The following is a 25,326-nucleotide window of genomic DNA, read 5'->3' as shown; positions in this document are numbered from 1 at the left end:
ACGAATTAGATGTTTTCGGGTCTCTCTGCTGTCATGAAGTGTTAGTAAAACCGTTTTTGGGGAAACCATTCAGCATGAGTTTGATGACCAAGCTAGGCCTGCGGACACTTGTAGCATCGTGTTTGATCGCCGTCGGCGGCGCCGCCCACGCACAACTCAACGTCCTCGTGACAGGCGTCGGGTCCACCCAGTTTCCAATCGCAACGGCGAATTTCGCCAATGAAGCGAACTCGCCGCAGCAGGTCAGTACGATCGTGCGTCAGGATCTGCAACGCAGCGGCAAATTCACGAATATCGACGCGGGCAGCACGCCCGTCGCAGAAACCGATTCCGTCGACCTCGGCAGCTGGAAGGCCAAGGGCGCCAACGCGTTCGTGTCGGGCAGCGTGAACCGCTTGCCGAACGGCCAGTACGAAGTGCGCTTCAAGCTGTACGACACCGTCAAGGGCGAAAGCCTGGGTGGCCTCGTGCTGGTGAGCCCGGAAAGCGGCTTGCGCATGAGTGCGCACAAAGTCGCGGACTATATCTACGCGAAACTGATGGGCGGCCGCGGCGTGTTCGCCACGCGCCTCTCGTACGTCATCAAGACCGGTGGCCGTTATCAGTTGCAGATCTCCGATTCGGACGGCCAGGACGCGCACATCGCGCTGTCGAGCCCCGAGCCGATCATCTCGCCGGCATGGTCGCCTGACGGCACCAAGGTCGCTTACGTTTCGTTCGAAAAGAAGAAGCCGATCGTCTACATCCACGACCTGCCTACGGGCCGGCGCGTGGTCGTATCGGACCAGAAGGGTAACAACAGTGCGCCGGCATGGTCGCCAGATGGCCGCACGCTGGCCGTCGCGCTCTCACGCACCGGCAACACACAGATTTTCGCCGTCAATGCAGACGGCAGCGGCCTGCGGCGCCTGACGCAAGGCAGTTCGATCGACACCGAACCGTGCTTCTCTCCTGACGGCCAGTCGATCTATTTCACCAGCGACCGCGGCGGTCAACCGCAGATCTACAAGATGTCGGCCCAAGGAGAAAACGCCGGCGCCGCGCAACGCGTGACCTTCACGGGCAGCTACAACACCAGCCCGCGCGTGAGCCCGGACGGCAAGCAACTCGCCTATATCTCGCGCGTCGGCGGCGGCTTCAAGCTGTATATCCAGGACCTGCAAGGCAACACGGCAACGGGCCTGACGGACACCACACACGACGAATCGCCGAGCTTCGCGGCGAACGGTCAGTACATTCTTTACGCCACAGAGGTGAACGGCCGTGGCGTGTTGGCCGCAGTATCGACCGACGGTCGCACTCGGCAGGTCCTGTCCGTTCAGGGTGGCAGCGTACGCGAGCCATCCTGGGGCCCGTTTATGCAGTAACGTTCATGCAACAACACAAGGAGAGTAACAAAATGATGTCAAAACTTCGTTTCGCATTTGCCGTATTGATGGTCGGTGCGCTGGCCGCATGTCACTCGGGCGTCAAGCTCGACGAAAACGCTAACAAGGGTGGCGCAGTTTCGACGCAACCGAATCCGACCGATGTCGCTCAGGTCAACGTCGATCCGCTGAACGATCCGAACAGCCCGCTCGCCAAGCGCAGCATCTACTTCGACTTCGACAGCTACTCGGTCAAGGACGACTATCAATCGCTGCTGCAACAACACGCGCAATACCTGAAGAGCCATCCGCAACGTCACGTCCTGATCCAGGGCAACACCGACGAACGCGGCACCAGCGAATACAACCTGGCACTCGGCCAGAAGCGTGCAGAAGCGGTTCGCCGTTCGCTGTCGCTGATGGGCGTGACGGACTCGCAAATGGAAGCCGTGAGCCTCGGCAAGGAAAAGCCGCAAGCTACCGGTCATGACGAATCGTCGTGGGCACAAAACCGCCGCGCCGACCTCGTGTACCAACAGTAAGTAACAGGTGATGAGCCGAATGACGCATCGTTTCTCCTGGCTGCGGTTTGCCGCAGCGGCCTGCGTCGCGGGCACGGCCTTCGCGGCTGTGCCCGCGCATGCAGGCATCTTCGACGACGATCAGGCCCGTCAGGCCATTCTCGATCTGCGCTCGAAGACCGATAGCCTGTCGAGCCAGCTGTCGGCCGCACAACGCACGATCCTCGATCAGTCCAACCGCCTCGATCAGCTGAATCAGCAGGTCGCGACGTTGCGTGGGCAGAACGAAGATATGGGCAACCAACTCACCACGCTGCAAAAACAGCAGAAGGACTACTACACCGACCTGGACACGCGCCTGAAGAAATTCGAGCCGCAGCAACAGACGGTGGACGGCGTCCAGGGTGAGGTGCAGCCGGGTGAAACCGATTCGTTCAACGCGGCTTCACAGCAGTTCCGCAACGGCGACTTCAAGAATGCGGCGGCGTCGTTCCGCAGCTTCATCGCCAAGTTTCCGAACAGCCCCTACCAGCCGACCGCGCAGTACTGGCTCGGCAACGCGCTGTACGCGCTGCGTGACTACAAGGGCTCGACGGCGACCTGGCAAGGTGTGGTGGCCAAGTATCCGCAGCATCCACGTGCGCCGGAAGCGTTGCTCGCGATTGCGAACAATCAGCTCGAGCAAGGTCAGAAGGCTGCGGCCAAGAAGACGCTGGAGCAGATCGTTGCGCAGTACAGCGGCACGGACGTCGCGCAGTCGGCTCAGAGCAAGCTGTCGCAGATCAAGTAGTCAGTCGTACAAGGTTTGGCAGTTGATGTAACGCGCAGTGGCCACGCAGTCTTCAAATCAATAGTCACGCGCGCCTCTCGCTGGAAAGCCCAGGGTAGCGATACCTTGGGCTTTTCACTATCTGAAGTGCAGAAAATTCGACCCACCACCATGGGTTGACAACCTGCGGGTGTCATCGCTATAATCTCGCTTCTCTTTTGGGTCGTTAGCTCAGCTGGTAGAGCAGCGGACTTTTAATCCGTTGGTCACAGGTTCGAATCCCGTACGGCCTACCAAAAGATTCAAGGGCTTGCACGCGTCAGCGTCGCAAGCCCTTTTCTTTTTGCGGCTCGAATCCGCGCGAGGTCCGGGCGAATCACGCCCTCACCGTTCACACCGTATCGCTCGCATCACCCCGACCGAATGACGTCGCGAAAACGCCGTTTGAGTGATGAGCGAAATCGGTGAAATCGAAACGATATCGCCGCACCCTTTACACGCGCGCGAAGCATTCTCACAGCGTCAATCACAAAACCTCACGCAACCACGAGACCTCTCTTACATCACGCCTCTCCGATCCTGAACAGATACAACGGACTCCGAACATTGATATTTATTGAGACATAAAGACGTGCAATGATCGCCGCCGATTCTGCGAATCACGCTGCAACGCTGCGTGAGCAAACGCTTTGGCAACGCCACATACCTCTGCGCTTTCATTCCGTCAACATGACCAATTTTCTGTTCGACCTCGTCTCAAACCTCGTTTTGCTCGCTATCGTGCTGAGCGCATGTCATCTGTGCAACCGGCTCGTACCCAGCGCTGCGCTCAATGGCGCGCACATTTTCGTAGCGCTGGTTTCTGCCGCCTTGCTACTCGACGCCGCGCTGACCTTCCTCGTGTTCGCCGATGCGCAGAGCCGCTACGGCAGATTCAGCACGCCTACCGCGTTCTTCGAACGCGCCGGCGCGTATGCGCTTGCAGCCATTGCCGCATTGGCGTCGCGCTACGTGGCACGTCGCGCGCGCACCGTCAAAACTAACCACAACACGCTGGTCATTCGAACGTCCCCGTATTCCGAATCTCATCTGCCGATGTAAGCCCACGCAGCCCGCTTTCTTCCATTACGCAATCCGCATCATCAACAGGAACGGACCTTGCGGTTGCGCGCGCCGTCGCGTATAACTTTCGAAGACCGAGATTTACCGTGTGCGCCCGTCGCCGGGCATTTGCCGCTGTATTGCACTACCGCCGTTCAATCAGTCGAAGGCAACTCAACCAGCGAGGAACATCTTGGATCTCGAAACCGTACGCGTATTCATCATGACCCGAGGCATCGACCTCGGCACCAAGGTACTCGGCGCAATTGTCTTGTGGATCGTCGGCCGGTGGGTCATTGGCCTCATCACCGGCTTGCTTCGCAAACTGTTGTCGAAAAACGGCCGCGTCGATCCAACACTCGCTCATTACCTCGGTTCGATTCTCGGCGCACTGCTGAACCTGCTGCTGATCCTTGCAATCCTGCAGGTGTTCGGCGTCCAGACTACTTCGTTCGCCGCGTTGCTCGCCGGCCTCGGCCTTGCAATCGGCACGGCGTGGGGCGGCTTGCTCGCCCATTTCGCGGCAGGCATCTTCATGCAGGTGCTGCGGCCGTTCAAGGTGGGGGATTTCGTGATGGCGGGCGGCGTCACGGGCACGGTCTCGGAACTGGGGCTATTCGGCACGACCATCGTAACGCCCGACAACGTGGTAACCATTGTGGGCAACAACAAGATCTTTTCGGACACAATCTCGAACTACAGCGCATTGCCGGTGCGGCGCGTCGAGCTGACCGCGAAGATTGCGAACGGCGTCGATCCTACGGATGCGATGGTCCGGTTGAAGGCGGCTGTTACGCAGATCCCCAACGTGGCCGAGAGTCCCGCACCGGATATCGAAGTACTAAGCTTCACGCCAGAAGGACCGCTACTGTGCGTGCGGCCCTACACGCACACCGACCACTATTGGCAGGTCTACTTCGACACCAACCGCGCGATCATCCAGACCTTCAAGGATGCAGGCTATCCGACACCGGAAACACCGATTGCACCGCGCATCGTCAGTTGAGCATGATCGGGGTTTAGTAGGTCTCTAGATCCAGCCCGACGTCCGCTAAGGTGAAGCGTTCTTCGCTGTCTCAGCGCTTCAACCGATCAGACGCCAGAGCGCAAAACGAAAACGGCGTCGCGAGATTCGCGACGCCGTTTGTTCGTTCAGCTTCTTACTAGGTGAAGCGTTAGTGGCTACCCGGCTTGGCCGCGGCGTTCTTACGTGTCATCTTCCATACCGCGCCGAGCACAACCGGCACCACGGCCGCGCCGATACCCACCAGCACGATCAGGTTCAAATACTGACGGATGAACGGAATGTTGCCAAAGAAGTAACCGAGAAACACTAGCAACAACACCCAAAGCAGCGCACCCAGAATATTGAAAAGCTGGAACCGGCTAACCGTCATCTCCGACGCGCCCGCCACGAATGGGGCGAAAGTCCGCACCACCGGAATGAAACGCGCCAGCACGATGGTCTTGCCGCCGTGTTTTTCGTAGAAGTTATGAGTTTTCTGCAGCGCACTGCGGTCGAGGAAGCGTTCAAGGAAAGGGATGTGCGAATTGAACACCCGAGGCCCGATAGACCGCCCGACCATGTAATTAACCGTGTTGCCGACGACCGCAGCGATGAGCAGCAGCACGATCAGCAAACCGAGATTCATCTCGCCGGTCGCGCAAAAAGCGCCACCGATGAACAGCAGCGAATCGCCCGGCAAAAACGGCAGAACGACCAGCCCGGTTTCGCAGAACACGATCAGAAACAGCACCGCGTAGACCCAGGCGCCGTACTCGTGAATAAAGACTCCCAGAAACTTGTCGATGTGCAAGACAAGGTTGGCGAACTGTAGCAGCGTGTCCAAAAAGCGTCCTTTATTAAGCGAATGTGAGCGTGGCGGGAGCGGCCGCGTCAGCAGCCTTGCGGGCGATGCGCAGCGAGCGCGTGCTCGCCGCCGGAAATTGACCGCGTCATGATACCGAAAGTGCCCGGCTGCGATTAAAAAACTGCCGCATGCGGGCAATTTCGGCGCCGCGCAGCGATTCGGCAGTTCTGTGGTCCCCGGCCGCAAGACCGCGGCGATTCCTACCTTCGGCCCGCATCCAGCCTGTTCGCGCCGAATCGCTATAATTTCGCCATGTCAGAATTCTCCGAAACGCCTGCCGGCACCGCCGACGCGGCCGCAGTTTCCGCCGCAGCGCCCGTCCCACGCCCGTTGCGGGCGATCCAGCCCCTGCCCGATCAGTTGATCAGCCAGATTGCCGCCGGCGAAGTGGTCGAGCGGCCGGCCTCGGTGGTCAAGGAATTGCTGGAAAATGCGCTCGACGCCGGCGCGCAGACGCTGCGCATCCTGCTCGACGAAGGCGGCGTCAAACGCATCTCTATCACCGACGACGGCTGCGGCATCCCCGAAAACGAGCTCGCGCTCGCGCTGATGCGTCACGCGACCAGCAAGATCCGCTCGCTCGCCGAACTGGAAGCGGTTGCCACGCTGGGGTTTCGCGGTGAGGCGCTGGCGTCGATTGCATCCGTCGCGCAGATGGCCATCACGAGCCGCACGGCCGACGCACCGCACGCCGTGCGCGTCGACGCGCAGACCGGAGTGCTCAGCCCCGCCGCGGGCACCCAGGGCACCACGATCGAAGTCCGCGAGCTGTACTTCAACACGCCCGCGCGCCGCAAATTCCTCAAAAGCGAGCAGACCGAACTCGGCCATTGCCTCGAACAGATTCGCCGCGCTGCGCTGGCGCGGCCGGATGTGGCGATTTCGGTCCTACACAACGGTAAGGCGGTCGAACACTGGAACGCCAGCGAACCGCCCGCGCGGGTCGCCAAGATTCTCGGCGAGACCTTTGCGACGGCTCATTTGCCGCTCGACGAATCCGCTGGACCCCTCGCCGTCTACGGCTGCGCCGGCTTGCCGACCGCGAGCCGCGGACGCGCCGATCAGCAGTATTTCTTCGTCAATGGCCGGTTCGTGCGCGACAAGCTGCTCACGCACGCCGTGCGCGCCGCCTACGAAGATGTGCTGCACGGCGACCGCTATCCGTCCTACGTGCTGTTTCTCGATCTGCCGCCAGAAGCGGTCGATGTGAACGTGCATCCGTCGAAAATCGAAGTGCGGTTTCGCGATTCACGCTCGATTCACCAGTTCGTATTCCACGCCGTGCAGCGTGCGTTGGCGCGGCACGCGGGCGCGTCGCCGGAAACGACCGCCGGTGGGCACGCGGCGCATCTGGAAGCGTCTCTGGGTGGTCCGGCTTCGTTCGGCGCTACACCGCTCGGCGGCGCGGGCGTTGGAAGCGGCGGTGGCTTTGGCACCAGTGCAGGCGTAGGCGGCCTGGGCGGCGGCTTTGCTAGCGGATCCGGATCCTCGCAACCGGGCAATACCTGGATGCGCCAGGCGCGCATGACACAAGGCACGCTACCGGTTGCCCAACCGTTGGCCTTCTACGACGCCCTTTTCGGCCGTAGAGACACGAACACCGGCACAGCGGAAGGCGCTACGCTCTTCGAAGCGCGCGACTCGGCTACGGACGCGCCGTCCCTGTACAACACCGCAGCGCCATACGCATCGCCTGCGTTCAATGTCTCGGACGAGCAGCCGCTGGGCTTTGCCCTCGGCCAGATTCACGGCATCTATGTGCTCGCGCAGAACGCGCATGGCCTCGTGATTGTCGACATGCACGCCGCGCACGAGCGCATCCTGTACGAGCAGTTCAAGAACGCGCTAGCCGATCGCACGATTGCCGTGCAGCCGCTGCTGATCCCGCAAACCATGCAGGCCGATCCGATCGAAATCGGCACAGTCGAAGAAGAGCGCGACACGCTGGACGCACTCGGCTTCGACCTCGCCGTACTGTCGCCAACTACGCTCGCGATCCGCGCCGTGCCCGCCTTGCTGAAAGACGCCGATCTGCAGGCGCTGGCCCGTGCGGTCCTCTCGGACCTGCACGCGTTCGGTGGCTCACGCGTATTGACCGAGCGTCAGCACGAACTGCTCGGCACGCTCGCCTGCCATCACGCGGTGCGCGCGAACCGGCGTCTGACGCTCGACGAAATGAACGCCCTGCTGCGCCAGATGGAGGCGACCGAGCGCGCCGACCAATGCAACCACGGGCGTCCGACGTGGTATCAGTTGACGCTGTCCGATCTCGATCGGCTGTTCATGCGTGGGCAATGACGGTGCGCCTGATTACGTTGATTTGGTGCGCGCCGTCTTGCCCATGACCTCAAGCATTTCACGCACACCCACGCCGATCCCTTGCCTGCTCGGCCCGACCGCATCCGGTAAAACCGCTGCCGCGCTGGCGCTGGCCGCGCGGCGCCCGGTAGAAATCATCAGTGTCGATTCAGCGCTGGTGTATCGCGAGATGGATATCGGCACCGCCAAGCCCACTGCGGAAGAACGGGCGGTGGCGCCGCATCATCTGATCGACATCGTCGATCCGACGGACGCATATTCGGCGGCGGAATTTCGCAGTGACGCGTTGCGCCTGATCGGCGAGATCAGTGCGCGTGGCCGGCTGCCCTTGCTGGTCGGCGGGACGATGCTGTACTACAAGGCGCTCACGCAAGGGCTAAACGACCTGCCCGGCGCCGATGCCGACGTGCGCGCGACACTCGATGCCGATGCCGCACGCGAAGGCTGGCCCGCAATGCATGCGCGACTTGCCACTGTCGACCCCGTTACGGCCGCGCGTCTGGCGCCGAACGATTCGCAGCGAATTCAACGCGCGCTCGAAGTTTTCATGCTGACGGGGCAAGCGATGTCCGCTTTGCTGGCCGCGCCCGCTCGAACGGACGACGCCGCTTTGGCCTGGCGCTTTGTGCCCATTGCGCTCGAGCCTTCCGAACGGAGCTGGCTGCATGCGCGCATCGAAAAGCGCTTTGACGCCATGCTGGCCGACGGCTTTATCGACGAAGTGGTGAAATTGCGCGAACGTGGCGATCTGTTGCCCGAGATGCCGTCCATGCGCTGCGTGGGATATCGGCAGGCCTGGGAATATCTCGACGGAGCGGTCGATTACTCGACCATGCGGGATAAGGGGGTGTTTGCTACCCGGCAATTGTGCAAACGGCAGCTCACGTGGTTACGCAGCATGACAGAGCGGGTTGTTGTTGATTGCTGCGACCCCAATGCTACCGGGCAGGTCGTGAGCTTGATTGAAGAGCTAATTTGAGGTTTTACCCGCGCGACGCGTTCTTTCTGTACGCCGCGCAGGCAAACAAACCTTGAGTCAAGCAGGGGCTGGTTAGACGACTACCGTCTGAGCTTCGCCGGCCGCGCTTTCGCGAATCACGCCGATTTTCCACACCTGCTCGCCAGCCGCCGACAAAGACGCGATCGCAGCGTCAGCATCCGCAGCGGCAACCACGACCGCCATGCCGATCCCGCAATTGAACACGCGGTGCATTTCCGCATCCGCCACGCCACCGTGCTTCTGCAGCCACGAGAACAGCGGCGGCATCGGCCAGCTACCCTGATCCAGCTCAGCCGTCAGACCTTCGCGCAAAACGCGCGGAATGTTCTCGACCAAACCACCGCCGGTGATATGCGCCATACCCTTCACAGCGATCTGCTGCATCAAGGCCAGCAAAGGCTTCACATAAATATGCGTGGGCGCCATCAGCGCATCGGCCAGCGAGCGGCCGTCGAAATCCGCATTCAGATCCGGCTGTGCGCGCTCGATGATCTTGCGCACCAGCGAAAAACCATTCGAATGGATGCCGCTGGAGGCCAGGCCCAGCACCACATCGCCGGGGGCGATCGTGCTGCCGTCGATAATCTTGCTCTTTTCCACCGCACCGACCGCAAAACCGGCCAGATCGTATTCACCGTCCGGATACATACCCGGCATTTCAGCCGTCTCGCCGCCAATCAGCGCGCAACCCGACAGTTCGCAACCATGCGCGATACCCTTCACGACCGTTGCCGCGGTACCGACGTCCAGCTTGCCGCAGGCGAAATAATCGAGGAAGAACAGCGGCTCAGCGCCCTGAACCAGAATGTCGTTCACGCTCATCGCCACCAGATCCTGGCCGACGGTGTCATGTTTGTTCAGTTGGAATGCGAGGCGCAGCTTGGTGCCGACACCGTCGGTGCCGGAAACCAGCACCGGTTCCTTATATTTCTTCGGCACTTCAAACAGCGCGCCAAACCCGCCGATGCCACCCAGTACGCCGTCGCGCATCGTCTTTTTGGCAAAGGGCTTGATCGCGTCGACAAGGGCGTCGCCTGCGTCGATGTCCACGCCAGCGTCGCGATACGACAAACCTTGGGCCGAATCAGTTGAATTCGGGGCGGATTTCGGTTGATTCATGGGGAAGCGCTCGAAGGTCGGTAAAATGCGATTTTACCCGATGCCGACCAGAGTTGGCGCTTCGGCGCTTACTCTGATCCCATACAGTTGCCGGCCGGCTGGCTGGAATTTGAATCATCCTGAATCCTCCGGTCACGACGACACCAGGGAAATAACTTTGCAACAGAACTCCTCGATCCTGACACCTGTGCAGCGCCGCGCCTTTATCTGGCTGGCGATCGCGCTAGTCGTCGGCATTCTGCTCTGGCTCCTGAGCCCGGTCCTCACACCGTTCCTGCTGGGCGCCATTCTCGCGTACATTCTGCAACCGGGCGTCGCGTGGATGGTGCGCCGGCGCGTGCCGCGCGGACTCGCCGCCTTGCTCATGATGCTGCTGTTCTCGTTGCTGATGACGCTGCTCGTACTGCTGGTGCTGGCCGTCATCCAGAAAGAAGGGCCGCAACTGAAACAGCAGGTGCCCGTGCTGTTCGCCCACGTGAGCGCCTGGCTGCAACCCAAGCTGGCGCTGCTGGGCCTCGCCGACTCGCTCGATTTCGCCAGCATCCGCGATCTCGTGATGGGCCAGCTCGAAGGCAGCGCGCAGCAGGTCGCGCTCTACGTATGGACCTCCGTTCGCACCAGCGGCAACGTGATGATGACGGTGGTCGGCAATCTCGTGATGGTGCCGCTCGTGCTGTTTTATCTGCTGTACGACTGGAACCGCATGCTCGCTCGCATGCAGAGCACGGTGCCGCGCCGCTGGCTCGACAAGACGCTGCAACTCGCGCGCGACATGGACCAGATGCTGTCGCAATACCTGCGCGGCCAGCTGCTCGTGATGGGCGTACTCGCGGTCTATTATGCGATCGCGCTGACCATCGCCGGCTTCGAGATTGCGCTGCCGGTGGGTATTTTCACGGGCCTCGCCGTGTTCATCCCGTACATCGGTTTTGCAACCGGTCTGGCGCTGGCGCTCCTCGCGGCGCTGCTGCAGTTCGGCGACTGGTACGGCTTCGGCGCGGTCGCGCTGATTTACGGCGTCGGCCAGATCGTGGAGAGCTTTTATCTCACGCCGCGCCTCGTCGGCGAACGGATCGGCCTGCACCCGCTCGCGGTAATCTTCGCGTTGCTCGCGTTCGGGCAGCTGTTCGGCTTTTTCGGTGTGTTGCTGGCGTTGCCGGTCAGCGCCATTCTGTCGGTAGCCATGCGCGAGTTGCGTCAAAGCTATCTGACGAGCACGCTTTACAACAACTGAGTCACTGATTGCTCATTGACTGCTCATTGACTGTTTAGGGACGTTTTAGGGCCCGCGATCCGGGCCATTTGCGGCCTAAGCCTCATTTTCGGCATTAACCTACTGTGCTTCGTCAACTGACGCTCGATCTCGGCACCCCGCCGCCATCGACATTCGACAATTTCTTCGCCGGCGCCAACGCCGAGCTGGTCACGCGGCTGCGCGAGCTCGACAACGCGCTCGCGGCCGGGCCAGTGGCCGATCGCACCTTCTATGTCTGGGGCGAAGCCGGCAGCGGGCGCACGCATCTGCTGCAGGCGCTGGTCCACGAAGCGCCGCCGGGTCATGCACGTTTTGCCGGTCCACAAAGCAGCCTCGCCGCTTTCACGTTCGACCCGCGCGTCGCGCTGTATGCGATCGACGATTGCGACGGCCTGTCTGCGGCACAGCAGATTGCCGTGTTCAATCTGTTCAACGAAGTGCGCGCACATCCTACCAGCGCGCTCGTCGCCGCAGGCAATGCGGCACCGATCGGCATGACGGTACGCGAGGATCTGCGCACCCGCCTCGGCTGGGGCCTCGTGTTTCACCTCGCGCCGCTGCCGGACGAAGGCAAGGCCGCGGTGCTGAAACACGCGGCGCGCGAGCGCGGCATCATGCTCGCCGACGACGTCCCCGCCTACCTGCTCACGCATTTTCGCCGCGATATGCCGAGTCTGATGGCCTTGCTCGACGCGCTCGACCGCTTCTCGCTCGAACAGAAACGCGCGGTTACGCTGCCGCTCCTGCGCACCATGCTGGCCTCGCCCGACGCCGACGATCGGCGAGCCGCGCCGCCTTCATCCGCCTCATCCGCGTCCCCCGCCGCCGCTTCAAGTAAAATAGGCCCCCATGGCTAACCTCGCACTCTTCGACCTCGACCACACCCTCATTCCCACCGACAGCGACCACGAATGGGGCCGCTTCATGGTGAAACAAGGCATGGTCGACGCCGAAAACTTCGCTCGTGAAAACGACCGCTTTTTCGCCGACTACAAGGCCGGTAAGCTGGACATTCACGCTTATCTGATCGCCATGCTCACGCCGCTCGCCAAGTACACGCGCGCCGAGCTCGCCGACCTTCACGCGCAGTACATGCATGAAGTAATCAAGCCGGCGATCTTTCCGGTCGCGCTGGAGCTGGTCAGGGAGCACCGTGAAGCCGGCGATCTCTGCTGTGTGGTCACGGCAACCAACGAATTCATCACCCGTCCGATCGCGCAGGCGTTCGGCGTCGACGCGCTGATTGCCTGCGAAGCGGAAACCGTCGACGGCCAGCCGCATTCGCCGTACACGGGCCGCCCCACCGGCACGCCGAGCTACAAGGAAGGCAAGATCGTCCGTACCGAGGCGTGGCTGGCATCGCTCGGCAAAACCTGGAGCGACTTCGAGCACAGCTATTTCTATAGCGACTCGCACAACGACATCCCCCTGCTCGAAAAGGTCACCGATCCGATCGCGACCAATCCCGACGACACATTGCGCGCCCATGCGCAGGCCAAAGGCTGGCGCATCCTCGAACTCTTTCAACCCTCGTGATCAAAAAACTTATCCGCAAGCTATTCGGCCAGGACCCGGCGCCCGCTGACGACACCCCGCCCGCCGAAGCAGACGAAGCCGGCGAGGCGCCGGCACGCAACGCGTCCAGCGCCACCAAAGCGCGCCGCAAACCGGCGCGCCCGGCCGCCAAAACCGTGCGGGACCCCGACGTGCCAGTCATCATTCCGCACGACGTGCATGGCATCGATCAGTCGCTGATCTCGAGGAACGCGATTCGCGTCACCGAGGGTCTGCAGGAAGCGGGGCATCGCGCGTTTATCGTCGGCGGTGCGGTGCGCGATCTGCTGCTCGGCATCAAGCCGAAAGACTTCGACGTCGCAACCGACGCCACGCCAGAACAGGTGCAGAAGCTGTTCCGCCGCGCGCGCATCATCGGCCGCCGGTTCCAGATCGTGCACGTGCAGTTCGGCCAGGAAATCATCGAAACCTCCACGTTCCGCGCGCTGGTCGATCCGCCCGCAGCCGACGCGGCGCCGCCGCGCCGCCTGAAGCGCGACGAGCTCGACCGCCGCACGCACGCGGTGGATGCCAGCGGCCGCGTGCTGCGCGACAACGTCTGGGGCGAGCAGCACGAAGACGCCACGCGCCGCGACTTCACGATCAACGCGATGTACTACGATCCGGCCACGCAAACCGTGCTGGACTATCACAACGGCATGGCCGACATGCGCGCGCGTCTGTTGCGCATGATCGGCGACCCGGCCACGCGTTATCGCGAAGATCCAGTGCGCATGCTGCGCGTGGTGCGTTTTGCCGCCAAGCTCGAGTTCGAGATCGAAGACACGACCCGCGCACCGATCGCCAAAATGGCCGATCTGATCAACAACGTGCCGGCCGCGCGTCTGTTCGACGAGATGCTCAAGCTGATGCTGTCGGGCCACGCGCTTGCCTGTTTGAAACGTCTGCGCCAGGAAGGCTTGCATCACGGTCTGCTGCCGCTCCTCGACGTGGTCCTGGAGCAGCCGATCGGCGAGAAATTTATCACGCTCGCGCTGACCAATACGGACGCCCGCGTACGCGGCGGCAAGCCCGTTTCACCTGGCTTCCTGTTCGCCACGCTGCTGTGGCACGACGTACAGACGCGCTGGCAGCAATTTGAAGCGAACGGTGAGTATCCGGTGCCTGCCCTGCATCGCGCGATGGACGAAGTCCTCGACATGCAAACCGAGAAACTCGCGATCCACAAGCGCTTTTCGTCGGATATGCGCGAGATCTGGGGTCTGCAGCTGCGCCTGGAGAAACGCTCGGGAAGAAGCGCGCTGAAGCTGCTGGAACACCAAAGATTTAGAGCGGGGTATGATTTCCTCCTGTTGCGCTGCGAATCGGGCGAACTCGAAGAGTCGGTCGGAGCGTGGTGGACGGAGTTCATCGAAGGAGACGTCGCTGCGCGTGAGACATTGCTCACGCAAGGCGGGAAGGACCGAAGCCCCAGAAAACGACGGCGGCGCAGCAGTGGCGCGAGGAGCCGCAAACCGGGCGACGGAATGGAGGGCGGCACGCAAGCCGAACGCACAGCCAGCGATGCGGGTCATGACGGCCCGCACGAAGACTGACACAGCGTTGGCTATTGCCGTCGAACGATAGTTGCAGGAAGTTATGCCATGACGGTTGCCTATCTCGGCCTCGGCGCGAATCTCGGGGACGCGCGCCAGACCCTGAAAGACGCGGTGGTGTGCCTGGCACAACAGCACACCATCTCCGTGCTCGCCAAGTCGAGCCTGTATCGCACTGCCCCGATCGACGCGGGCGGTGACGACTATTTCAATTGTGTCGTGAAGGTCGAAACGACGCTCCCCGTGCGGCATCTGCTAGCGCTATGCCACAAAATCGAGCATCAGTTCGGCCGTGAACGGCCATTTCGCAACGCCCCGCGCACGCTCGATCTGGACATCCTGCTATACGGCGATCAATCGATCGACGAAGCCGATCTGATCGTGCCGCATCCACGTTTGATCGAACGCGCCTTTGCACTCGTGCCGCTCATCGAGATCGACCCGACGCTGATCATCCCGCAACACGGCCGTGCCGAGGCGCTGCTGAATGGCGTGAGCGATCAACGCATCGAAAAGGTGAAGGGCCCCTGCCAGTGTCCGATGCTCAATGCATTGAGCGCCGGCGCCCCAACTGTGGACAAGGGCCGTTGCGAATGAATTCGCCGCCACTCACTGTCACTGCGCCTCAATTACGACCGCCCTTCGGCTATCTGGCGATCGAAGGGCCGATCGGCGTCGGCAAAACCTCACTCGCGCGGCGGCTCGCCCAGCGCTGGTCGATGCAGGAACTGTTCGAGCGGCCGCAGGACAATCCCTTTCTCGAACGCTTTTATCGCGACACCACGCGTTATGCGTTGCCTACGCAATTGCACTTCGCGTTGCAGCGCGCACAGCAGGCCCAGGACGTGGCAGCCGCGCATGTGGCGGGCACACCGCTGATCGCCGATTTCATGACGCAGAAGAACGACATTTTCGCGCGTCTGACACTGCAGGAAGACGAGTGGCAGCTTTATCGCGCCCTCGCCGCGCGAATCGACGTGAGCGCGCCAGCGCCGGATTTCGTGGTCTACCTGCAGGCCAGTCCCGAAGTGCTGTTCGCGCGCATCCAGAAACGCGCGGTGCCAATGGAACTGCAGATTTCCGATGCATATCTGCACGCGCTCTGCGACGCCTACAACGAGTTTTTCTATCACTACGACCGCACACCCGTGCTGACGGTCAACGCTGAACACCTGAATCCGCTCGACTCGGACGCGGACCTTGCGCTACTCGCCGAACGCATCGAAACCATGCGCGGCCGCAAGGAATTCTTTGTCAAAGGCACGTCGCTTTAAGCGACGCGCCGCTCTTCTTTCCAACGGATTTCCCCATGACCTATTTGCAGGAAGCGAGCCGGAACGCCATCACCGTGCCGAAACTGCAGGCAATGCGCGACGCCGGCGAAAAGATCGCCATGCTGACCTGTTACGACGCGAGCTTCGCCGCGCTGCTGGATCGCTCGGGCGTCGACGTGCTGTTGATCGGCGACTCGCTCGGCAATGTGCTGCAAGGCCAGACGACCACGCTGCCGGTCACGCTCAGCGAAATCGCGTATCACACGGCGAGCGTCGCGCGGGCGCGGCCCTCGGCGCTCGTGGTCGCCGACCTGCCGTTCGGCACGTATGCCACACCGGAAGACGCCTTCAGGAGTTCCGTGGAACTCATGCGCGCCGGCGCGCAGATGGTGAAACTCGAGGGCGGTGAGTGGCTCGCGGACACGGTGCGCTTCCTGGTCGAACGGTCGATTCCGGTGTGCGCGCACGTCGGCCTTACGCCGCAATCGGTGCATGCGTTTGGTGGCTTCAAGGTGCAGGGCAAGACCGACGCCGGCGCGAGCCAGGTTCTGCGCGATTCCCTTGCCGTGCAGAATGCAGGCGCCCAACTGATCGTGATAGAAGCGATTCCCACGCTGCTCGGCAGTGAAGTCACCAAGCAATTGCGGATTCCGACGATCGGCATCGGCGCGGGTCTGGATTGCTCGGGTCAGGTGCTGGTGCTGCACGATATGCTGGGAATTTTCCCAGGCAAGCGGCCACGCTTTGTGAAAGATTTCATGCAGGGGCAGCCGAACATTCAAGCTGCAGTGGAAGCGTATGTGCGTGCCGTAAAGGACGGCTCGTTTCCGGGGCCGGAGCATACGTTCTGAACATGCGGTCCGTTCGCGCACTAAATTGATCGGGCGCGGTTGCGCCTGTTTGAGACCCGTCTGATATCGCCTGAAAACGTGGTCGTCTATCTTCGTCTACCCATTAACGCGGCGCTGCCGCGAGCCGAAGAGAGATGACCATGAGCCCCTTTTGCCTGATCGACGTAGCGGGAATCCGCGAGCACGCCACCGCACCGCATGACGTGCGGGAATCGACTTGGCGCGCACGCCTGTCTGGATGGGTGATGCGCGTGCTACATGTTCGCCAGAGTTGAGTTGGCGCGCGGGTTTCGTGGCGTTCAAAGGCGGCGGCACGACTGGCTTTAAGCCTCAGCCCTGCTCTTAGTAGCCCTCCCTGCCTTAGCCCAGCACGCGCGCCTTTACCGCGCCTCGCAGTGCGTTGCACACCAGAAGCGCTTCAGCATTCTGCACATCGACTCGAGTCAGCATGCGTTCAGCAGCACGAAGGCCGAGATCCTCCAGCAACACACCTCGCATGATCCCGGGCAGTACGCCCGACTCCAATGGCGGCGTCCACCACCGTCCCGCCAGCTTCACAAACACGTTCGACCGGCCGCCTTCGGTCAACTCACCGCGCTCGTTGAAGAACAGCGTGTCGAAAGCACCCTTCGCTTCGGCTTCACGCCAGCCGCGATCGTATGCGGCGCGGCGCGTGGTTTTGTGGCGCAGCAGCGGATCATTGGCGTCCATCGTGGGGAAATTGTGATCCGGCCCGAGCAGCACGCCGACCGTCGCGTCGACCAGCGGCGTCAGCACTACCGTCGTTATTTGTAGCGTGCCGTCTTTGCTCAACGCGAGTCGCATACGGTGCGGAGTTTGCATTGGCAACGCCGCACATTTCTCCGCGATTTGCGCGCGAATGTCGTTTTCGTCGTCGAGCTTGAAACCCAGCGTCGCGGCGCTCGCCGAGAGTCGCGCGAGATGACGCGACAGATGCCGCACGCCTTCTTCCCGCGTCGCATACATCGTTTCGAAGAGCTCGAAACCCGGCTCGGCGCCGGTTAGAAAGCTGGCCTTCAATTGGCACTCCGCATATTCGTCGGCAGCGACGCTGTCGAGCACGATGCCTGCGCCGACCCCCATCTTGCCTTGCAGTTCGCCCGGTTGTGCGCTCGGGGTCAAGGTCAACGTGCGGATCGCGACGGATAGGCAAAAGTTGCCGCAAGCGTTTTCGCTTGTAGTGGCATCGAGCCAGCCGATCGCGCCAGTGTAGAGGCCACGCGGCGTGCTTTCCAACTCCTCGATCAGTTGCATCGTGCGATGCTTCGGCGCACCGGTGATCGAGCCGCATGGGAACAGCGCACGCATGATCTCGGCGAAAGACGTGCCGGCGCGCAACGTCGCATGCACCGTCGACGTCATCTGCCAAACCGACGCATACGGCTCGACCGAAAACAGCGCCGGCACGCTAACCGAACCCGTCTGCGCCACGCGCGACAGATCGTTGCGCAACAGGTCGACGATCATCACGTTTTCAGCGCGATTCTTCGGGTCGTTCGCGAGGAAATCGGCGGCACCACGATCGACGACAGGATCTTCCGAGCGTGGCGCCGTGCCTTTCATCGGACGGGCGCGCAACAACGAGCCTTCCTTCTCGATGAACAACTCCGGCGAGCACGACAGCACCCACTCGTCGCCCGGCAACCCGATCAACGCGCCGTACGGAACCGGTTGACGCACTCGCAGCCGCCGATAAAGCGCGGTCGGCGAGCCGAATACATCGAAACCAAGCCGATACGTGTAGTTGACCTGATAAGAATCGCCCGCGCGCAGAGCGGCATGGATCGCATCGATCGCTTCGTTAAATTGCTTTGGATCGACGCTCGCACGCACGTTTGCGGTACCCGCCACCGACGCCTCAACGGTTCCGCCGTCGCGCGCCATGAGCCATGCGTCGACCTCGTCGCGTGACAGCTTTTCGCAACGTTCGAACAATAAAAAACGCAGCGTGGCATGGCCACGCTGCGTTTCTTTCAATGCCTGGTGAGAAAGGCCGCCGTCCAGAAGATGCCGGCCAAACTCATAGTCGGCGAGCACGACAGCATGCAAACCACACCGTGTGTCCGCGGCCACAGTCTCGCACACATTTTCGAGTTGCGCGGCGTCCGCACAAACCCGTTCATGCACAAAACCCGTGTACAGACGACTCGAACGGCGCGCCGCCGTCGCGTCGCAGTCGTCGAGCAACGCGAACACTGCGTCGCGCTCATCTGCCGTCATGCTTACCGCCACATCAAACCGCTATTAATCGAAGAAGCTCTTCACCCGATCGAACCAGCTCTTGCTCTGCGGGCTATGCCGCGCGCCGCCTTCCACGAGTGCCTTCTCGAATTGCTGAAGCAACTCGCGCTGCGGCTCGGTGAGCTTGACCGGCGTTTCGACTTGCACGTGCACGTAAAGATCGCCGGCAATACTCGAACGCAGCCCCTTGATCCCCTTACCGCGCAGACGGAACGTCTTGCCCGACTGCGTGCCTTCCGGCACCGTGAAGCTCGCGCGGCCCGCGAGGGTCGGCACTTCGATTTCGCCGCCAAGCGCCGCCGTGGTAAACGGAATCGGCATCTGGCAATGCAGGTCGTCGCCGTCGCGTTCGAACACCGAGTGCTGCTTGATGTGAATCTCGACGTACAGATCGCCCGACGGACCGCCGTTGATGCCCGGCTCACCGTTGCCGGCCGAGCGGATTCGCATGCCGTCGTCGATACCTGCCGGGATCTTCACTTCCAGCGTCTTGGTTTCCTTCACCTTGCCCGCGCCGTGGCAATGGCCGCACGGCTCAGGGATATAGGTGCCGGTGCCGTGGCACTTCGGGCAGGTCTGCTGGATGCTGAAGAAGCCCTGTGACATCCGAACCGAACCCGAACCGCTACAGGTCGGGCAGGTCTCCGGCTTGGTGCCGGGCTTCGCGCCCGAGCCGTGACAGATTTCACACGACACCCAGCTCGGCACGCGAATCTGCGTGTCGTAGCCGTGCGCGGCCTGTTCCAGCGTGATTTCCATGCTGTAGCGCAGATCGGCGCCGCGATACACCTGCGGGCCTGCGCGGCCGCCACCGCCGCGTGCGGCACCGCCGGCCGCCTGGCCGAAGATGTCGCCGAAAATATCGCCGAATGCATCGGCAAAACCGCCGAAGCCTTGCGCACCCGCGCCGCCCATATTCGGGTCGACGCCCGCGTGACCGTACTGATCGTACGCAGCACGCTTTTGCGAGTCCGACAGCATTTCATAGGCTTCCTTCACCTCTTTGAAATGCTCTTCCGCATCCTTGTTGCCGGGATTGCGGTCGGGGTGGTGCTTCATCGCAAGCTTGCGATAAGCCTTCTTGATTTCGTCGTCGCTCGCGTTCTTTGCGACGCCCAGAACCTCGTAGTAATCCCGTTTCGCCATATCGGTTCAACGCCACTCGCGCAATGCGACGCGGTGGCTCCTCTTGAATGCTGGAGTCTTGCGACTCGTCCGGCCGCTGCTCACGCCGTTTTTACGCGGCTTAAACAACGCCCTCCATAAAACAAATGTGCCCGGAGAGCCCAAAAAGGCTCACCAGGCGCGATAACCGCTTTGCAGGTTCATGCACCCGGACGGGAGCAAACCGTTTTGCAGCCAGGCCGCACACATCGCTGTGTGCGGCTTTACGGTCAGATTGCGACCCGGCTTTAGTCTTTCTTCACTTCCTTGAACTCGGCGTCGACCACATCGTCCTGCTGCTGGTGGCTCGCGCCACCTGCCGATGCGCCCGCACCTGCCGCGCCCGCTGCCGCAGCTTCGGCACCTTGCGCAGCCTGCATGTCGGCGTACATCTTTTCGCCCATCTTCTGCGAGGCGGTGGCCACCACTTCGATCTTGGCTTCGATCGCAGCCTTGTCGCTCGAACCGCTCTTCAGCGTTTCTTCGAGGTCCTTCAGCGCGGTTTCGATCGCTTCCTTCTCAGCGGCTTCCAGCTTGTCACCGTACTCGGTGAGCGCCTTCTTCGTGCTGTGGACCAGCGCGTCGCCCTGGTTGCGGGCATCGGCCAGCTCACGCAGCTTGTGATCTTCTTCCGCGTTCGCTTCGGCGTCCTTCACCATCTTCTCGATTTCGGCTTCGGACAGACCCGAGTTCGCCTTGATCGTGATGCGGTTTTCCTTGCCGGTCGCCTTGTCTTTCGCACCGACGTGCAGAATGCCGTTCGCGTCGATGTCGAAGCTCACTTCGATCTGCGGCGTGCCGCGCGGTGCCGGCGGAATGCCTTCAAGGTTGAACTCGCCCAGCAGCTTGTTGCCCGCTGCCATTTCGCGCTCGCCCTGGAACACCTTGATCGTCACGGCACCCTGATTGTCGTCAGCCGTCGAGTAGACCTGTGCGTGCTTGGTCGGGATCGTGGTGTTCTTGTTGATCATCTTCGTCATCACGCCACCGAGCGTTTCGATGCCGAGCGACAACGGGGTCACGTCGAGCAGCAGAACGTCCGTGCGGTCGCCCGACAGAACCTGGCCTTGAATCGCGGCGCCAACGGCCACGGCTTCGTCCGGGTTCACGTCACGGCGCGGGTCCTTGCCGAAGAATTCCTTAACCTTTTCCTGCACCTTCGGCATGCGCGTCATACCGCCGACCAGAATCACGTCGTCGATTTCGCCGACCTTCACGCCTGCGTCCTTGATGGCCATGCGGCAAGGTTCGATCGTGCGTTCGATCAGTTCTTCAACCAGTGCTTCCAGCTTGGCGCGCGTAATTTTCAGGTTCAAGTGCTTCGGACCCGACGCGTCGGCCGTGATGTACGGCAGGTTGATTTCCGTTTGCTGGCTCGACGACAGTTCGATCTTCGCCTTTTCAGCCGATTCCTTCAGGCGTTGCAGCGCGAGCACGTCTTTCGACAGGTCGACGCCTTGTTCCTTCTTGAACTCGCCGATGATGTAATCGATGATGCGTTGGTCGAAGTCTTCACCGCCGAGGAACGTATCGCCGTTCGTGGACAGCACTTCGAACTGCATTTCGCCGTCAACGTCAGCGATTTCGATGATCGACACGTCGAACGTACCGCCGCCCAGGTCATACACCGCGATCTTGCGGTCGCCCTTTTCGGCCTTGTCCAGACCGAATGCCAGCGCAGCTGCGGTCGGTTCGTTGATGATCCGCTTCACTTCCAGACCGGCGATGCGGCCTGCGTCTTTGGTAGCCTGACGCTGGCTGTCGTTGAAGTACGCGGGAACCGTAATCACAGCTTCGGTGACCGGCTCGCCGAGGTAATCTTCAGCGGTCTTCTTCATCTTGCGCAGCGTTTCCGCCGAGATTTGCGGCGGTGCGAGCTTCTGGTCGCGCACTTCGATCCATGCGTCGCCGTTATCGGCTTTCATGATCTTGTACGGCATCAGCGCGATGTCTTTCTGCACTTCCTTTTCCTCGAAGCGACGGCCGATCAGGCGCTTAACCGCGTACAGCGTGTTCTTCGGGTTCGTGACCGACTGACGCTTCGCAGGCGCGCCGACGAGAATTTCGCCGTCTTCCATGTAAGCGATGATCGACGGCGTGGTGCGCGCGCCTTCCGAGTTCTCGATCACCTTGACCGAATTGCCTTCCATGATCGCCACGCACGAGTTGGTCGTGCCGAGGTCGATGCCGATGATTTTGCCCATTTTTACTAATCTCCTGACTTTGATCGCTGCGGGAATCGCCGTTTTTGCCCATCTGGCGGTACGGCGATCCGCTCTGAATTCCTACCTGCACTCAACATAAGTGCGTCCGCATCGTTTTCAAGACCTCTTTTACGATGCGGTCTTTAATTTTTTTCAATCGGTCGAACTTTTGCCGCTTTTTTCACCATTTGCCGTGCTGCCGACCACATTGGCCGCACGGATCGTTTCCCGCGCGACCACAACCGCCGCCTCGAACTGCCCGAGACTGCGCCAGCCGGCTGCCCGGCCGAGCCGCTTGCCTCGATAAAAGAAGAGCCATGTGGGCACGCTGTGAAGCATGACCGCAGTGGCGTCGACGGGAATGTTGGCCATGACGGCGCCTGTCAGGCCGACCGGCTGATAAACGGCTTCTGCTGCGGCCCGTGCCGCAGCTTGGGCTGATTACTTCGGCGCCGCGACAGTCACGAGGGCCGGACGCAGCACGCGGTCGGCGATCACGAAGCCTTTTTGCAGCACAGCAACGACGGTGTTCGGCTCCTGGTCGGCCGGCACCATCGAAATAGCCTGGTGACGGTGCGGGTCGAATTTCTCGCCAACCGGGTTCAGGGCGACGACGCGGCCCTTCTCCAGCGCGCCGGAGAGCTGGCGCAGCGTGAGCTCGACGCCTTCGCGAACCTTCTGCAGGTCGTCGGACGAGTGGGCAACCGCTGCTTCGAGGCTGTCGACCACCGGCAGCAAATGCTCAGCGAAGCTTTCGATCGCGAACTTGTGGGCCTTGGCGACATCTTCCTGGGCGCGGCGGCGCACGTTCTCAGTCTCCGCCTTCGCCCGCAGGAAGCTCTCCTGCATCTCGGCAAGCTTCGCTTCTGCTTCGGCCAATGCGGCTTCCGCGCCGGTTGCCGGCGCTTCGGGCGCTGCGTTTGCAGCCGCGTCCTGCTGGGGTGCCGCAGCCTCGGCGGCCTGGCGCGCGGTTTCGTCGGCGGGCGTGGGATTCTGGCTCGTCGGGTTCTCTTGCGTGTTTTCCATGTCGCTGAAAGTCGTTTAAAAGTTAAAGCTATCGGTGGCGGCAACGCGTCAAAAACTGCCGCAATTTGTGCGTTGCAAAATTGCGACAGACAACTTACTACGTTAACGCGTATCGAAACGCCAGATGGGGCCGGAAAGACCCAATTCAAGCGCCTCTCCCGGAACTTTTCACACCGCGGACGTGCGGCAGAAATGCCCGGTTACAACCATTATTGCGTCGCAATCAGATTGAGATTGAGTGCGCTCAACAAGTGGCCTATGCTCCATTAAAGCGTCGGAAAAGACACGTTAACCCTAATCTAACGTAAGCCTTACCGATAATTTTCAATTCCACCTGATTCGCCTGTTTCCATCTGAATCTTCCCAAGGGGAGTACCGTGAAACTGACCTTTGCAATATCGGTGGTCGCATTGGTACTGATCGCGGGCACCACGACCATCTGCATGTCCGGGGCCGTCAACGATCACACCACCGAGTACGGCGGTGTGCACGCGACGATGGAACAATTGTTCAATCCCCACCTGAAAGTTTGTCGATAGTGCGCCGGTCGCGCTTTGTCGGTCTGCCGTGCAAAGCGGCGGCCGGTTCGCGGTATGTCTTGCGCCGCTCCTGCTCGACCTGTCGCTTCACCTTGCTCTCTTCCGTTTCCGCATAGAGCGTCTGCGCGACGCTGGCCGGGCCGCGCACGTCGCACACGCCCAGCACTTCCACCTGCCAGACAATCCGCTCGATTTCGATCTCGACCAGGTCGCCTACGCGCACCTCCTTGGCCGGTTTGACGCTCGCGCCGCCGATGCGCACGTGCGCTTTTTCGACGGCATCCGCCGCGAGCGAGCGTGTCTTGAAGAAGCGCGCCGCCCAAAGCCATTTGTCGATGCGCAGCTTCGCGCCCGGTTCGGTTGAAATCCTGTAGTTCATGAGCCTGCTTAAGCCCCAGTCGTGTGCGGCACCGGCACTGCTTGCACGGGCCAGCCCTGCAGATTCTGCGCGACGATCTCGCCAAGCGCGGCAATCCACGGCTGCGAGGCGTTCAGGCAGGGAATCCGATGAAACTCCTTGCCGCCCGCCTGCAGGAACTCGTCGCGCACCTCCATGCCGATTTCTTCGATCGTTTCAAGGCAGTCGGCGGTAAAACCCGGACAGAACACGTCGGCACGCCGCACGCCCGCCGAGCCCAATTCCTTCAGCGTGGGCGCGGTGTACGGCTGCAACCACTCGGCCTTGCCGAAGCGCGACTGAAACGTGACGCGGCATTCCACCTGCGTCAATCCCAGCGCCTGCGTCAACAACGCGCCGGTCTGCTGGCATTGCTCGTGGTACGGATCGCCGAGATCCATCGTGCGCTTGGGCACGCCGTGGAAGCTCAGCACCAGCTTGTCGCCCGCCGCGAAATCCGGCCGGCCGTGCTGATGCCAGTAGTGGTGCACCTGAGCGGCGAGCGCGGCGATATACGCCGGATGATCGGCGTACTGCCGCACCGTGCGGATTTCCGGCTGATTGCGCATGCGCTTCAAGGCCGAAAAGGCGTCGTCGAAAGCCGTGGCCGTGGTCGACGACGAGTATTGCGGATACATGGGCATCAGCAGCACGCGCTCGGCGCCCGCCAGCTTGAGCTGGTTCAGCATGGCCGGAATGCCCGGCGTGCCATACCGCATTGCGTAGTCGACCAGTACCGTGTAGTCGTTCAATTGCAGCAGATGGCGCAAACCCTCCACCTGCTTCTCGGTGAAGACACGCAGTGGCGAGCCTTCCGGCATCCACACGGCCGCGTACTTCTTCGCCGACGCGGGGCTCCGGAACGGCAAAATCAACGTGCGCAGGATCACCTGCCACAGCAGCGCCGGAATTTCGACCACACGCGGATCGGACAGGAACTGCGCAAGATAGCGCCGGACCGCACGCGGCGTCGGCGCGTCGGGCGTGCCGAGATTGATCAGCAACACGGCGACACGGTGTGACGTGGCGTTCTGTGATGGCCGCTCGAGGTCGAAGCGCATAGGCAGCAGGGATAACCGCTTGGGGCGGAGAGTCGGTTCAGGTGGAATTCATTATAGCGGCGCGGTCCATTGCAAGGTCCGCCAGGGCCCCCTGGCCATTCGGCCAATTGGCAAGC

At 61.6% G+C, this 25,326-nt stretch carries 24 protein-coding genes and 1 tRNA gene; 16 read left to right on the top strand and 9 right to left on the bottom strand.

The window, feature by feature from the left end:
• The first annotated feature begins 74 nt into the window (after positions 1-74).
• The 6 genes from tolB (at position 75) to KHO30_RS28070 (ending at position 4,764) form a co-directional block, all read left to right on the top strand.
• On the top strand, positions 75-1,367 hold the full coding sequence (gene tolB, locus KHO30_RS28095) for a Tol-Pal system beta propeller repeat protein TolB (RefSeq protein WP_093644673.1): 1,293 nt from the start codon (positions 75-77) through the stop codon (positions 1,365-1,367).
• Between the two features lie 32 nt (positions 1,368-1,399).
• Positions 1,400-1,909 carry a peptidoglycan-associated lipoprotein Pal gene (gene pal / locus KHO30_RS28090; protein WP_035552920.1) on the top strand — a complete coding sequence of 170 codons (510 nt, stop codon included), beginning with the start codon at positions 1,400-1,402 and terminating at the stop codon, positions 1,907-1,909.
• Between the two features lie 19 nt (positions 1,910-1,928).
• Positions 1,929-2,678 (top strand): tol-pal system protein YbgF, encoded by a 750-nt coding sequence (gene ybgF / locus KHO30_RS28085; protein WP_093644671.1) that lies wholly within the window; start codon positions 1,929-1,931, stop codon positions 2,676-2,678.
• Between the two features lie 199 nt (positions 2,679-2,877).
• Positions 2,878-2,953 (top strand) — tRNA-Lys (locus KHO30_RS28080).
• A 433-nt stretch (positions 2,954-3,386) separates the two neighbouring features.
• Positions 3,387-3,758 (top strand): hypothetical protein, encoded by a 372-nt coding sequence (locus KHO30_RS28075; protein WP_200619347.1) that lies wholly within the window; start codon positions 3,387-3,389, stop codon positions 3,756-3,758.
• A 193-nt stretch (positions 3,759-3,951) separates the two neighbouring features.
• A complete protein-coding gene (locus KHO30_RS28070; protein ID WP_211702955.1) occupies positions 3,952-4,764 on the top strand; it encodes a mechanosensitive ion channel family protein in 813 nt (270 codons plus the stop codon).
• 169 nt (positions 4,765-4,933) lie between these two features.
• On the opposite strand, the gene KHO30_RS28065 is transcribed toward KHO30_RS28070, so the two are convergent.
• A complete protein-coding gene (locus KHO30_RS28065) occupies positions 4,934-5,608 on the bottom strand; it encodes a DedA family protein (protein ID WP_093644667.1) in 675 nt (224 codons plus the stop codon).
• Between the two features lie 273 nt (positions 5,609-5,881).
• On the opposite strand from KHO30_RS28065, the gene mutL reads away from it, so the two are divergent.
• Together mutL and miaA are read left to right on the top strand one after the other, a co-directional pair.
• Positions 5,882-7,927: a DNA mismatch repair endonuclease MutL gene (gene mutL / locus KHO30_RS28060; protein WP_211702954.1), complete on the top strand. Its 2,046-nt coding sequence runs from the start codon at positions 5,882-5,884 to the stop codon at positions 7,925-7,927.
• 43 nt (positions 7,928-7,970) lie between these two features.
• A complete protein-coding gene (miaA, locus tag KHO30_RS28055; RefSeq protein WP_211702953.1) occupies positions 7,971-8,927 on the top strand; it encodes a tRNA (adenosine(37)-N6)-dimethylallyltransferase MiaA in 957 nt (318 codons plus the stop codon).
• A gap of 72 nt (positions 8,928-8,999) precedes the next feature.
• On the opposite strand, the gene purM is transcribed toward miaA, so the two are convergent.
• Positions 9,000-10,067, bottom strand: coding sequence for a phosphoribosylformylglycinamidine cyclo-ligase (purM, locus tag KHO30_RS28050; RefSeq protein WP_211702952.1), 1,068 nt, complete (start codon positions 10,065-10,067; stop codon positions 9,000-9,002).
• Positions 10,068-10,224: 157 nt separating this feature from the next.
• Between purM and KHO30_RS28045 the strand changes: the two genes are divergently transcribed.
• The 7 genes from KHO30_RS28045 to panB all read left to right on the top strand — a co-directional run bounded on the left by KHO30_RS28045 (position 10,225) and on the right by panB (position 16,557).
• On the top strand, positions 10,225-11,301 hold the full coding sequence (locus tag KHO30_RS28045) for an AI-2E family transporter (RefSeq protein WP_093644661.1): 1,077 nt from the start codon (positions 10,225-10,227) through the stop codon (positions 11,299-11,301).
• A gap of 104 nt (positions 11,302-11,405) precedes the next feature.
• On the top strand, positions 11,406-12,179 hold the full coding sequence (gene hda / locus KHO30_RS28040; protein ID WP_054040965.1) for a DnaA regulatory inactivator Hda: 774 nt from the start codon (positions 11,406-11,408) through the stop codon (positions 12,177-12,179).
• Positions 12,172-12,858, top strand: a complete 687-nt coding sequence (locus KHO30_RS28035; RefSeq protein WP_093644659.1) for a histidinol-phosphatase — start codon at positions 12,172-12,174, stop codon at positions 12,856-12,858. The genes hda and KHO30_RS28035 overlap by 8 nt, the downstream gene beginning before the upstream one ends.
• Positions 12,855-14,432, top strand: coding sequence for a polynucleotide adenylyltransferase PcnB (pcnB, locus tag KHO30_RS28030; protein ID WP_211702951.1), 1,578 nt, complete (start codon positions 12,855-12,857; stop codon positions 14,430-14,432). Before KHO30_RS28035 ends, pcnB begins: the two co-directional genes overlap by 4 nt.
• Positions 14,433-14,480: 48 nt before the next feature.
• Positions 14,481-15,029 carry a 2-amino-4-hydroxy-6-hydroxymethyldihydropteridine diphosphokinase gene (gene folK, locus KHO30_RS28025; protein ID WP_200651164.1) on the top strand — a complete coding sequence of 183 codons (549 nt, stop codon included), beginning with the start codon at positions 14,481-14,483 and terminating at the stop codon, positions 15,027-15,029.
• A complete protein-coding gene (locus KHO30_RS28020; protein WP_200619332.1) occupies positions 15,026-15,706 on the top strand; it encodes a deoxynucleoside kinase in 681 nt (226 codons plus the stop codon). Before folK ends, KHO30_RS28020 begins: the two co-directional genes overlap by 4 nt.
• Positions 15,707-15,741: 35 nt before the next feature.
• Positions 15,742-16,557, top strand: coding sequence for a 3-methyl-2-oxobutanoate hydroxymethyltransferase (panB, locus tag KHO30_RS28015; protein ID WP_211702950.1), 816 nt, complete (start codon positions 15,742-15,744; stop codon positions 16,555-16,557).
• A gap of 360 nt (positions 16,558-16,917) precedes the next feature.
• Here panB and pabB read toward each other — a convergent pair whose 3' ends face one another.
• The 5 genes from pabB to grpE all read right to left on the bottom strand — a co-directional run bounded on the left by pabB (position 16,918) and on the right by grpE (position 23,213).
• Positions 16,918-18,798, bottom strand: coding sequence for an aminodeoxychorismate synthase component I (gene pabB / locus KHO30_RS28010; protein WP_211702949.1), 1,881 nt, complete (start codon positions 18,796-18,798; stop codon positions 16,918-16,920).
• A 24-nt stretch (positions 18,799-18,822) separates the two neighbouring features.
• The gene (gene dnaJ, locus KHO30_RS28005) at positions 18,823-19,965 is read right to left on the bottom strand and encodes a molecular chaperone DnaJ (RefSeq protein ID WP_054040973.1); all 1,143 of its coding nucleotides are present in this window, start codon (positions 19,963-19,965) and stop codon (positions 18,823-18,825) included.
• Between the two features lie 266 nt (positions 19,966-20,231).
• A complete protein-coding gene (gene dnaK / locus KHO30_RS28000) occupies positions 20,232-22,187 on the bottom strand; it encodes a molecular chaperone DnaK (RefSeq protein ID WP_175052137.1) in 1,956 nt (651 codons plus the stop codon).
• Positions 22,188-22,340: 153 nt separating this feature from the next.
• The gene (locus tag KHO30_RS27995; protein ID WP_372342033.1) at positions 22,341-22,559 is read right to left on the bottom strand and encodes a hypothetical protein; all 219 of its coding nucleotides are present in this window, start codon (positions 22,557-22,559) and stop codon (positions 22,341-22,343) included.
• A 69-nt stretch (positions 22,560-22,628) separates the two neighbouring features.
• Positions 22,629-23,213, bottom strand: coding sequence for a nucleotide exchange factor GrpE (grpE, locus tag KHO30_RS27990; RefSeq protein ID WP_054040977.1), 585 nt, complete (start codon positions 23,211-23,213; stop codon positions 22,629-22,631).
• Positions 23,214-23,590: 377 nt separating this feature from the next.
• Here grpE and KHO30_RS27985 point away from each other — a divergent pair, with 377 nt between their 5' ends.
• Positions 23,591-23,752, top strand: coding sequence for a hypothetical protein (locus KHO30_RS27985; protein WP_012431795.1), 162 nt, complete (start codon positions 23,591-23,593; stop codon positions 23,750-23,752).
• Here KHO30_RS27985 and KHO30_RS27980 read toward each other — a convergent pair.
• On the bottom strand, positions 23,724-24,131 hold the full coding sequence (locus KHO30_RS27980) for an RNA-binding S4 domain-containing protein (protein ID WP_054040979.1): 408 nt from the start codon (positions 24,129-24,131) through the stop codon (positions 23,724-23,726). The genes KHO30_RS27985 and KHO30_RS27980 overlap by 29 nt on opposite strands.
• Positions 24,132-24,139: 8 nt before the next feature.
• A complete protein-coding gene (hemH, locus tag KHO30_RS27975; protein ID WP_093644645.1) occupies positions 24,140-25,210 on the bottom strand; it encodes a ferrochelatase in 1,071 nt (356 codons plus the stop codon).
• Positions 25,211-25,326 lie beyond the last annotated feature (116 nt).

The organism is Paraburkholderia aspalathi, from assembly GCF_905220735.1.
Taxonomy (GTDB): Bacteria; Pseudomonadota; Gammaproteobacteria; order Burkholderiales; family Burkholderiaceae; genus Paraburkholderia; species Paraburkholderia aspalathi.
This window is presented reverse-complemented; position numbering and strand designations above follow the sequence as displayed.